Origin of the sequence: Candidatus Enterovibrio escicola (assembly GCF_002464935.1) — a bacterium.
Lineage (GTDB): Bacteria > Pseudomonadota > Gammaproteobacteria > Enterobacterales > Vibrionaceae > Enterovibrio > Enterovibrio escicola.
The window spans coordinates 457,992-469,083 of sequence record NZ_NBYY01000009.1 but is presented as its reverse complement, the minus strand read 5'-3'; the positions used below and the strand labels follow the sequence as shown (position 1 = coordinate 469,083).

Genomic DNA, 11,092 nt, shown 5'->3' with positions numbered 1-11,092 from the left:
GCCGAAAGAGATTTCGGTGTGCCTTTGGGAACTCTGAGACAGGTGCTGCATGGCTGTCGTCAGCTCGTGTTGTGAAATGTTGGGTTAAGTCCCGCAACGAGCGCAACCCTTATCCTTGTTTGCCAGCACATAAAGGTGGGAACTCCAAGGAGACTGCCGGTGATAAACTGGAGGAAGGTGGGGACGACGTCAAGTCATCATGGCCCTTACGAGTAGGGCTACACACGTGCTACAATGGCATATACAGAGGGTTGCGAGACCGCGAGGTGAAGCGAATCCCACAAAGTATGTCGTAGTCCGGATCGGAGTCTGCAACTCGACTCTGTGAAGTCGGAATCGCTAGTAATCGTGAATCAGAATGTCACGGTGAATACGTTCTCGGGCCTTGTACACACCGCCCGTCACACCATGGGAGTGGGTTGCACCAGAAGTGGATAGCTTAACCTTTAGGGGAGGGCGTTTACCACGGTGTGGTTCATGACTGGGGTGAAGTCGTAACAAGGTAGCCCTAGGGGAACCTGGGGCTGGATCACCTCCTTAAATAACATTATTAAGGCAAGTGTCCACACAGATTGTATAGGTAAAATTGTAGCCAATACTTTAGGCTATTTCTTGGATATTTATTAATGTAAATGTTTAGGAAATAAATATTAATATTAAATGAATATTAATTCTGTTCTTTAAAAATCTGGAAAGCTGACTAGTAGATTTATTTTTGTATTTAGGAATAAATTGAATTTTGTATCCTGCGTAAGGAACAAAAAAGAGTTCTCAAATGTTTCGTTTTCATGTTATTAAATATGGAAATGAGCGACAATACACATTCAAGGGTTCTTAGTTTGCATCTCTCCCATCTAGGGAGTTTGAGCAATATTTAAGTTCTATGAAATCGTTCATTAAATTGAACAGTTCTTTGATGAGAACACCTTGGTTGTTTATACCATATACATATTTGTTTAACCTGTTGAAAGTAAAAACAGGTAGAGACCTTTTGGGGTTGTATAGTTAAGTAATTAAGCGTACACGGTGGATGCCTAGGCAGTCAGAGGCGATGAAGGACGTATCAACTTGCGATAAGCCCAGATAAGGCAGTGAAAGCCATTTTAGTCTGGGATTTCCGAATGGGGAAACCCACTGGTATAAACCAGTATCATACAGTGAATACATAGCTGTATGAGGCAAACTCGGGGAACTGAAACATCTAAGTACCCGAAGGAAAAGAAATCAATTGAGATTCCGACAGTAGCGGCGAGCGACCTCGGAGTAGCCCTTAAGCGTTTTGTAAGTTAGTGGAATCCACTGGAAAGTGGAGCGATACAGGGTGATAGCCCCGTACATGACGGCTTGTTTAACGTGAAAACGAGTAAAACGGGACACGTGGTATCCTGTTTGAATATGGGGGGACCATCCTCCAAGGCTAAATACTCCTGACTGACCGATAGTGAACCAGTACCGTGAGGGAAAGGCGAAAAGAACCCCAGTTAGGGGAGTGAAATAGAACCTGAAACCGTGTACGTACAAGCAGTGGGAGCCTCTTTGAAAAGAGGTGACCGCGTACCTTTTGTATAATGGGTCAGCGACTTAATTTTAGTAGCAAGGTTAACCATCTAGGGGAGCCGTAGGGAAACCGAGTCTTAACTGGGCGAAGAGTTGCTAGGATTAGACCCGAAACCAAGTGATCTAGCCATGAGCAGGTTGAAGGTTGAGTAACATCAACTGGAGGACCGAACCGACTAATGTTGAAAAATTAGCGGATGACTTGTGGTTAGGGGTGAAAGGCCAATCAAACTTGGAGATAGCTGGTTCTCCCCGAAAGCTATTTAGGTAGCGCCTCGGACGAATACTACTGGGGGTAGAGCACTGTTAAGGCTAGGGGGTCATCCCGACTTACCAACCCTTTGCAAACTCCGAATACCAGTAAGTACTATCCGGGAGGCACACAGCGGGTGCTAACGTCCGTTGTGAAGAGGGAAACAACCCAGACCACCAGCTAAGGTCCCAAAGTTATCGCTAAGTGGGAAACGATGTGGGAAGGCTCAGACAGCCAGGATGTTGGCTTAGAAGCAGCCATCATTTAAAGAAAGCGTAATAGCTCACTGGTCGAGTCGGCCTGCGCGGAAGATGTAACGGGGCTAAGCGATACACCGAAGCTGTGGCAGTGTGGATTTATTCACATTGGGTAGGGGAGCGTTCTGTAAGCCATTGAAGGTGAACTGTAAGGTTTGCTGGAGGTATCAGAAGTGCGAATGCTGACATAAGTAACGATAAAGGGAGTGAAAAACTCCCTCGCCGGAAGACTAAGGGTTCCTGTCCAACGTTAATCGGGGCAGGGTAAGTCGACCCCTAAGGCGAGGCCTAAAGGCGTAGTCGATGGGAAACGGGTTAATATTCCCGTACTGCTTATAACTGCGATGGGGGGACGGAGAAGGCTAGGTGATCTTGGCGATGGTTGTCCAAGTTCAAAAGTGTAGGCTGTATTCTTAGGAAAATCCGAGAATACGTAAGGTTGAGACTTGATGTCGAGTCACTACGGTGATGAAGTCATTGATGCCATGCTTCCAAGAAAAGCCTCTAAGCTTCAGGTTATAAGGAATCGTACCCCAAACCGACACAGGTGGTCAGGTAGAGAATACCAAGGCGCTTGAGAGAACTCGGGTGAAGGAACTAGGCAAAATGGTACCGTAACTTCGGGAGAAGGTACACTGCCTCAGGTGAAATCCCACGCGGATGGTGCTAGAGGCAGTCGCAGATACCAGGTGGCTGCAACTGTTTATTAAAAACATAGCACTGTGCAAAATCGAAAGATGACGTATACGGTGTGACGCCTGCCCGGTGCCGGAAGGTTAATTGATGGGGTTATCTTCGGAGAAGCTCTTGATCGAAGCCCCGGTAAACGGCGGCCGTAACTATAACGGTCCTAAGGTAGCGAAATTCCTTGTCGGGTAAGTTCCGACCTGCACGAATGGCGTAATGATGGCCACGCTGTCTCCACCCGAGACTCAGTGAAATTGAAATTGCAGTGAAGATGCTGTGTACCCGCGGCTAGACGGAAAGACCCCGTGAACCTTTACTACAGCTTGGCACTGAACATTGAACCTACATGTGTAGGATAGGTGGGAGCCTTAGAAGCAAGAACGCAAGTTCTAGTGGAGGCAATCTTGAAATACCACCCTTGTATGTTCGATGTTCTAACGTTGGCCCCTTATCGGGGTTGCGGACAGTGTCTGGTGGGTAGTTTGACTGGGGCGGTCTCCTCCTAAAGAGTAACGGAGGAGCACGAAGGTGGGCTAATCACGGTCGGACATCGTGAGGTTAGTGCAATGGCATAAGCCCGCTTGACTGCGAGAATGACAATTCGAGCAGGTGCGAAAGCAGGTCATAGTGATCCGGTGGTTCTGAATGGAAGGGCCATCGCTCAACGGATAAAAGGTACTCCGGGGATAACAGGCTGATACCGCCCAAGAGTTCATATCGACGGCGGTGTTTGGCACCTCGATGTCGGCTCATCACATCCTGGGGCTGAAGTCGGTCCCAAGGGTATGGCTGTTCGCCATTTAAAGTGGTACGCGAGCTGGGTTTAGAACGTCGTGAGACAGTTCGGTCCCTATCTGCCGTGGGCGTTGGATGATTGAGAGGGGCTACTCCTAGTACGAGAGGACCGGAGTGGACGAACCTCTGGTGTTCGGGTTGTCACGCCAGTGGCATTGCCCGGTAGCTAAGTTCGGGATCGATAACCGCTGAAAGCATCTAAGCGGGAAGCGAGCCTCAAGATGAGTCATCCCTAGGATTATAAGTCCTCTAAAGGGTTGTTGAAGACTACGACGTAGATAGGCAGGGTGTGTAAGTGCTGTGAAGTATTGAGCTAACCTGTACTAATTGCCCGTGAGGCTTAACTATACAACACCCAAGTGGTTTTAAGAGATTTAAATTGAATTTAAAGTGTGTATTGAGCGTAGTCAGTTTTCTAGATTTTATGATCCTGTCGCCATTAAAACATGGCGGGGATGGGGTTTAGTTTTATAGGACCGTCTGATGAGTGAAGGAATGTACGATAGGTACATGATTAACTAGAGTGGACAGGCAATATAGTTAGAATCCAATTTTTCAAAATTGGGATAAAGCAAACAAATTTGCTTGGCGACCATAGCGTTATAGAACCACCTGATCCCATGCCGAACTCAGTAGTGAAATGTATCAGCGCCGATGGTAGTGTGGGGTCTCCCCATGTGAGAGTAGGACATTGCCAAGCTTTAAATGAGTCTTCATCTTTTTAGAAAAAAGATGAAAGTAGAAAGTAAAAAGCCCCCATGCAGTATAAGGTGGGGGCTTTTTACTTTTTTATAGTTCTAGTTTCCTATCAACCACATTAGCTGTTATCACTTTGATTGACGATAATGCTACCTTAGTTATTGATAAGAAAGTGTAATTTTAAGCCGTAGAATCACCTCATCGTTCCTTTTACTCGCTTCGCAGTCCCTTTAAAAACCTGATATCTGAGAATGCGTAGGTTGTTACAAACCTGTAACTTAGACGAATCAACGAAGGCAAGGCCGACAGTGAGTGAGGTAAGAAAAAAGCGGAACCAGAACACCTCGCATGAGCTTGCGCATTTGCGTGTAGCTGACTAATTCAGGAAATTCGTTGGTGAGGCAGCGGCAAACAAAGTGGATGTAATAAGACTTTAAAGTCTTGATATCCAGATTGATGGAAAGTTATCACTTCGCTAACTGAGAGGCGAGATGATTTGTTGCTTTGTTTTACACCGGAAGAAATTAGTTATTTTCCCATGTAAGGAGGAAAGTTTGGCAGAAGTTGTCAACATCGACGAAAATAGCGTCTACGTTATTCATGCCAAAGTCCTTATGTAGTCAATAGTTTTTTAAACGATTAGATCGCAACTTGGGCATTTAGTCCATTGCTTATGCGTAACTCAGGTTACCTACATTGCTTAACTTCTTACGAAGAAAGAAACAGCAAGTCAGTACTGATGGGATCTCTATGATGCAAAAGCATGTTATCCCGTGCTGAAAAATAAAGAAATAATGTCCTGTATTCCAGCTATAAGAATACGCTGTGCAGTCCTAGGAAGAAGGAGATCCTAGCAATGAAACTGTAATGCCGTTGAAAGAGGATAAACTGGCAGAGTGGAAAAAGAACGGAGATTATCACAAACGATCATTAGAAGATACAGGAATGTTTCACTATAAACAGTTGCTCAACTCTAAACTTACTCTTCATGATCATAATGCTCATGTTGGTGAGACACTGGTGAATGTGAAAGCAATAAACAAAGTTATAAAACTCGGTATGCCTATTCATCAGCAGATAAATTAAGACTGTAAAAAAGATTGGGATCAGTGTGTTATAGGCTTGATTTAATTAAAAACACCTTGCTCCTCTACTTCGCAGATAAGTACCATTTTTGTACACTAAGATGGAATGTGGTTACACAGCGGTATGTGGTTTTTTAATCAAAAAACTCATTAATGCTGATATGTGGCAGTCGAAAGGAGTTTCAGATACCGACATTATTCATATCAGGTTCAATAATTTACTATTTTATCCTCAGTTAACAGGCCGTGTATATATATCTAAGCTTGAATGTTCAGCAATATGACGGGCAATGATAGCATTGGTGTCCATGACCAGGAGATATCATTGTTTCTAACTGTTTTAGTGTGCCTGCAAAAACGACAGTTAACGTCAATGGGCGCTATAATAATAACCCTGCAAAAATAGGGATTTTAGACGAAAAATGATCTATTGAGTTTATGAGTAATATTAAGTATCTTCAATGAAGACGGATATATCAGTTGAGTTGAGTTTAATTTAATGATAGACCTATTTTATAGTCTTCAGATATGAAGAACTCACTATCACCTAGTAACGTATATTCCTTTTTGTGGACTGATGTTAATAGAGGTAATCAGAGGCTTTTTTACAGTATCTGATTTAGTAGATGATCAGCTTTAATCCTTTTTATTCTTTTTAATAGTTTACGAACTTTGGTAGGATAATTTTCAAGTTTCTCAATTTGTTTGTAACTGCCTATTAATTGTGTATGTTGCAGTATCGTATTAATTTCCTGTTGAGCTTGACCTTCAAGGAGGTGGTTACGATCATGAATTAGAATGGCATTTTCTAGATCCAGCTTCCAAGCACGTGGATTTAAGTTATTGCCAGTTAAAAGCATGTAGGTTTTGTCTACCCAAATACCCTTTAAATGGAAACTGTTGTTATGATGTTTCCAAATATTAATTCGCAACTGCCGTTTTGCGATTGTGGCTTCGTTGCGACGTGCAAAATTACGTAGGTTCATTTCATATAAATATGGCAGACTAGAGATCGTTTTAAATGGCTCTTCTGGTGGTATATAGAAATCGTTTGCCGTTTTATCTCCAATAATAATTGTGACGGTAACACCGCGCCGTAATGCGCGACGGACTTCACGCATTACGCTTCTTGGAAGATTGAAATAGGGTGTGCAGATAATCAACTCTTCGTGTGCACAAATGATTAATCGGCGAATCTGGGTATTAAGATAGTTTTTACGTCTACCTAGGCCGACCATGGGTGTTAAGCCAACGTGGTCTTCATTGATCTGTTGAGAAATGAAGTAATAGCTAGCCCTTTGTAGATTCTCGCGTAAGTCTTTAATTGCGGACTTTAGGACTTTTATTCTAGGACGATTTGGTTGCGAAAGACAGGTAACCGCATCGCTAGCAACTAAGGTATTACCGATGAAATCTACCATGCAATCTGCCAGAGCTTTGTTTTTGATAACGTGATATCGGTCGTAGCGGTAACGATTGTGCTGTGCTAAGTAAACATCATTTAAACTAGCACCCGTGTAAATGACATTGTCATCAATAACAAATCCTTTTAGATGCAGTACACCAAAGACTTCTCGATTTCTGACAGGTACCCCTAAAACGTCTATTTTATGGATATTCTTATCAGCGTAATGTTGATACAGAGCTGTATTACCGTTTGAGGCCTCAGCGCCGATAAGCCCGCGTTGAGCTCGGTGCCAGTCAACTAGGACTTTAATGTCTAGTAGAGGATTCTTTTGCTTTGCTTGGTATAGAGCATCTAAAATATGTCGCCCAGCTTCATCATCTTGAAGATAAAGTGCGACTAAATAGATGCGAGATTTAGCTTGTTTAATTTCTAGCAGCAAACGCTCTCTAAAGGAGGCTGCGTCGAGTAAGGTTTCTAGTTGTTCTGGACGATGAGCAATTCTTGGGAGTTGCTCGATTAGCTGCCTATTTGCAGTAGTTGAATCCATTCTTGCCTCATTAAATCTGACGTAATGTCATGTTAATGCAAATTGAATTCTGTTTTGTACCAGAATGCACCTGATGTCAAGTGAATATGATTTGTTATCAATAGATAACTAACAACTGTAGTAGAAACTATGATGATTTTTGGTGTATGGTGGAAAATAGAAGTTGTGGTGTAATCAGTTGAATGTGTTCTGCTCAGAACGATTATCATAAAGGTACACTGTAATGATTTATTGTCCTATTGTTACATTTAATAATCCAAAAGATCTTTTGACTGATCTTTTTAATCAATAGGAAAGGAAATTAATTGCGCTGGCTATCAATGCTAAACTGAGATATCTGTTTGATACATCAATAAATTGAAGTTGTTCTATTTAAGAGAACTTTATTATGATTTAAGGATAATACTCATGTTCAATGTATGCACCAAAATGCATAATTGAATATAAATAATAGAGTGAAAAGTAAATTGAATGTTGTTCTTCACTTGAGACTTCTCTAGCATACTAGAGACAGCGGTGGTTATTTTGGTTACCCATGAAAGGACGTTGCTTATTCACTCCGCAGCTCAGGTTGTTTTAATCAACAATATCAAGATCTGGGATTAATTAATCGATTTTGAGTTGACGGTACTCTATCTGTCATATATTATTTAGTTTTTGTTTTTCTGACTATATGTGCCTGAATATCATTGATGCTGCTTTATTTTTAATAAAATTAGGATTAATCTACGCGCTATGAAGGTAACTTTGATCAAAAAGCAAAAACAAATATTCGAAACCCACTAGGATACAACACGTGACGGTTGAATTAGTGTCCGTATAAAAGCGGTACTCTTTGTATCCGAAGGTTGGAGTATTGCGTTGAGTTCTCAAGCTCTGCGTATCTATGGATCAGCCGTCTTTCACCAGTTCAAAGACTATGAACTGTCTGAGAAACTACAGCTTGAAAATGGGGGAGTAAACAGCCATTTTTCAATCACCGAAGATTTTGTTTTCATCGAATATCTCAGCGATTTTACCTATCATCACATCTTTCAAATTGAGGAGTATGTTAAATAGCAATTTGGCGTAAAAAATACAATTACGGGTATACATAACTGGCTCAATCACAAGGGTTTCAGTTATAAGATGCTTAAAGGTGTGTCACATAAGTTTGACGTGGAAAACAACTCGCTTTCATCCATTATTATTATGTGCTTAACGCCTTTTATACCAAGGATAAAACCATTTCATTCATTAACGCTGTACATCTAACGCCAGAGACAAAATTTACCTCTGGATGGAGATTCAGGAGACAAGAACAAGCACTTAAAACCACGGGAAATCGGAGTTCCCTGAATATTGTTATTGTGCGCAACATCTCTGACATTACAAGTATAATTGTCAGCGTATATGACACTATCGATAGTATAAGTCTTCTTCGTTCCTTCTGCAAGTTGAGAGGAGATTAGCCATTGACGTATAAACTGTATGTAATTTTGGACATAGCGGGATATCATCAAAGTAACTTAGTTAGAGATGCTACATTCATCCTCAATATTGAATTTCACTACCTACCCCTTGCAGTCCGAATCTGAATTAAATAGAAAGGCTTTGGGAAATGATACATAAAAGGTTGAGGAATAATGTTTTATTGGAAAATAAACGTGATCTTAAATCAGCCATTAAACTACCCTTCATTGCAACTCTTCTAAATATTATAGACTCTTTGGCATCATCAAATGAATGATAAATTTCAGGTAGCAAGATTTGCATCTTTAAGTTGATTGGGTATAAATGAAAATTCATATGGACACTTCACTCAAACGTATTCATACCTTCGGTTTAGATGTTCTTGCGAAAACAATCGTTGAGGCAGAATGCCCCGAAGATTTCCTTATGTTGTGGCGTGAAGCTCCCTATGTTTGTCAACCTAAATTAATTGTTGGAGAGGGGAGCAATCTCCTATTTTGTGGTAATTTTGAGGGTATCGTGGTATTGAATCGATTGAAGGGAATCAGTATAACTGAGTCGACGACACATTGGCACCTGCATGTTGCAGGTGGGGAAAGTTGGCATGAATTGGTGATGTGGACCGTAAAACATGGCATGCTTGGCCTCGAAAATTTGGCGCTTATCCCTGGATTGGTAGGATCTGCACCAATTCAAAATATTGGCGCTTACGGCGTAGAATTTGATAAGCGGTGTGAATATGTCGATGTGTTGTCATTAAGCTCAGGAGGAAAGGTTCGGCTCTTAGCGGCTGAGTGTGGGTTTGGTTATCGGGATTCTGTATTCAAAGGTAAACTTAAGTACGATACAGTTATACTGGCAGTAGGATTGATGTTGGCAAAAGCATGGTCACCTGTGATTGAGTACAGTGCCCTTGTGGAGCTTGCTGAACGGGAAAAAATAACTGCACAAACAGTGTTTGATAAAGTCTGTAAAATTCGTCGAGAGAAACTTCCCGATCCTAGTGTTACAGGGAATGCAGGGAGTTTCTTCAAAAATCCCGTAATATTGAAATCAATGGCTGAACAGATACAGCTGGAATACCCAATGATGCCATTTTACCATGTAGGCGACAATCTGGTGAAGCTTTTAGCAGGGTGGTTAATAGATCAAGCTGGCTTGAAGGGTCACTGTATTGGTGGAGCCGCTGTTCACGAAAAGCAGGCACCGGTGTTGATTAATTCAGGTAAAGCAACCCCCACAGATGTGATTAATTTAGCTGAATATGTCCTTGATACGGTTTACCAGCAGTTTGCTGTTAAGCTGGAGCATGAAGTACGTTTTATCGGACGTGAGCATGAAATCTCATTGGAGACGATATGCCAGAGCTAGAGAATATAGCACGACTTGCTCTTATCCGGAAATTGTCTGATGGTAATTACCATTCTGGTAGACAGTTAAGACAGGAAATGGGTATGACTCGTGCTGCAATTCTTAACCACGTAAAAATACTACGAACATGGGGTCTGGATGTGTTTTTAGTGCAAGGTAAAGGTTATTGTTTATCTTCTCCACTTGATCTGCTTGACGAAGTGCGTTTGAAGGTGCAGTTAAATGTACCAGATTTTTCACTTATTCCTGTCATTGATTCAACGAATCAGTTTCTATTGGATCGTATAGACCAATTGGTCTCTGGAACTAGTTGTTTAGCTGAATATCAAGAATCTGGCCGTGGCCGACGTGGGCGTGTTTGGTTTTCTCCTTTTGGTACTAACCTTTACCTTTCTATATATTGGCGGCTAAACACGGGTATGGCTGCTGCAGTGGGTTTGAGCCTTGTTGTTGGAATATCCATGGTGGAAACATTAGAAAAACTAGGTGCCAAAGATATAAAGGTAAAATGGCCGAATGACCTATATTGGCAAGAGCGAAAGCTGGCTGGAATTTTAGTCGAAACAAGGGGTCAAGTTGGTGATGTTACTCATTGTGTCATAGGGATTGGGTTGAATGTCGCGATGACGGAGACGAGTGAGGTCAACCAAGATTGGATAAATCTGATAAAAACGTCATCTACATTGCCAGACAAAAATACCTTGGCGGTGGCACTGATCAATGGCATAAATGAAACCTTGCATGAATATGAATCTACGGGAATGAAAGGATTCGTTGACCTTTGGGATAAGTATGATAATTTTTATGGGAAACCTGTGAAATTACTGCTTGGAGAGAGAAAGATAAAAGGTATCTCCTGTGGTATCAATGATAAAGGGGAGTTATTGCTGGAAACAGAGGTTGGTATTACTTCATATATTGATGGTGAAATTAGCTTACGTTCAGATTTGTAGATATTCTTCCTTTTATGGCGTATTGATA

The 11,092-nt window shown here is 41.7% G+C and carries 5 protein-coding genes, 3 rRNA genes and 1 pseudogene; 7 read left to right on the top strand and 2 right to left on the bottom strand.

Features of this window, described 5'->3' with window-relative positions:
• The 3 genes from BTN49_RS03745 to rrf form a co-directional block, all read left to right on the top strand.
• A 16S ribosomal RNA gene (locus BTN49_RS03745) occupies nt 1-540 on the top strand; the annotation flags it as partial.
• 463 nt (nt 541-1,003) lie between these two features.
• Nucleotides 1,004-3,897, top strand: a 23S ribosomal RNA gene (locus tag BTN49_RS03740).
• 236 nt (nt 3,898-4,133) lie between these two features.
• Nucleotides 4,134-4,249, top strand: a 5S ribosomal RNA gene (rrf, locus tag BTN49_RS03735).
• A 192-nt stretch (nt 4,250-4,441) separates the two neighbouring features.
• Here rrf and BTN49_RS03730 read toward each other — a convergent pair.
• The gene (locus tag BTN49_RS03730; RefSeq protein ID WP_097356041.1) at nt 4,442-4,591 is read right to left on the bottom strand and encodes a transposase; all 150 of its coding nucleotides are present in this window, start codon (nt 4,589-4,591) and stop codon (nt 4,442-4,444) included.
• Nucleotides 4,592-5,115: 524 nt separating this feature from the next.
• On the opposite strand from BTN49_RS03730, the gene BTN49_RS03725 reads away from it, so the two are divergent.
• The gene (locus tag BTN49_RS03725) at nt 5,116-5,334 is read left to right on the top strand and encodes a hypothetical protein (protein ID WP_097356040.1); all 219 of its coding nucleotides are present in this window, start codon (nt 5,116-5,118) and stop codon (nt 5,332-5,334) included.
• 604 nt (nt 5,335-5,938) lie between these two features.
• Here BTN49_RS03725 and pssA read toward each other — a convergent pair.
• On the bottom strand, nt 5,939-7,288 hold the full coding sequence (gene pssA / locus BTN49_RS03720) for a CDP-diacylglycerol--serine O-phosphatidyltransferase (RefSeq protein WP_097356039.1): 1,350 nt from the start codon (nt 7,286-7,288) through the stop codon (nt 5,939-5,941).
• A gap of 735 nt (nt 7,289-8,023) precedes the next feature.
• Here pssA and BTN49_RS15005 point away from each other — a divergent pair.
• From BTN49_RS15005 to birA, 3 genes and pseudogenes are all read left to right on the top strand, one after another.
• Nucleotides 8,024-9,054: pseudogene (locus BTN49_RS15005) on the top strand (IS630 family transposase).
• A gap of 10 nt (nt 9,055-9,064) precedes the next feature.
• On the top strand, nt 9,065-10,111 hold the full coding sequence (gene murB / locus BTN49_RS03710; protein WP_097356038.1) for a UDP-N-acetylmuramate dehydrogenase: 1,047 nt from the start codon (nt 9,065-9,067) through the stop codon (nt 10,109-10,111).
• Nucleotides 10,099-11,064: a bifunctional biotin--[acetyl-CoA-carboxylase] ligase/biotin operon repressor BirA gene (birA, locus tag BTN49_RS03705; protein WP_097356037.1), complete on the top strand. Its 966-nt coding sequence runs from the start codon at nt 10,099-10,101 to the stop codon at nt 11,062-11,064. Before murB ends, birA begins: the two co-directional genes overlap by 13 nt.
• Nucleotides 11,065-11,092: the final 28 nt, after the last annotated feature.

Bases quoted from the DNA above. Each gene is read 5' to 3' on its own strand.
- BTN49_RS03725 (WP_097356040.1), top strand. From the start codon at position 5,116: ATGCCGTTGAAAGAGGATAAACTGGCAGAGTGGAAAAAGAACGGAGAT.
- pssA (WP_097356039.1), bottom strand. From the start codon at position 7,288: ATGGATTCAACTACTGCAAATAGGCAGCTAATCGAGCAACTCCCAAGA.
- murB (WP_097356038.1), top strand. From the start codon at position 9,065: ATGAAAATTCATATGGACACTTCACTCAAACGTATTCATACCTTCGGT.
- birA (WP_097356037.1), top strand. From the start codon at position 10,099: ATGCCAGAGCTAGAGAATATAGCACGACTTGCTCTTATCCGGAAATTG.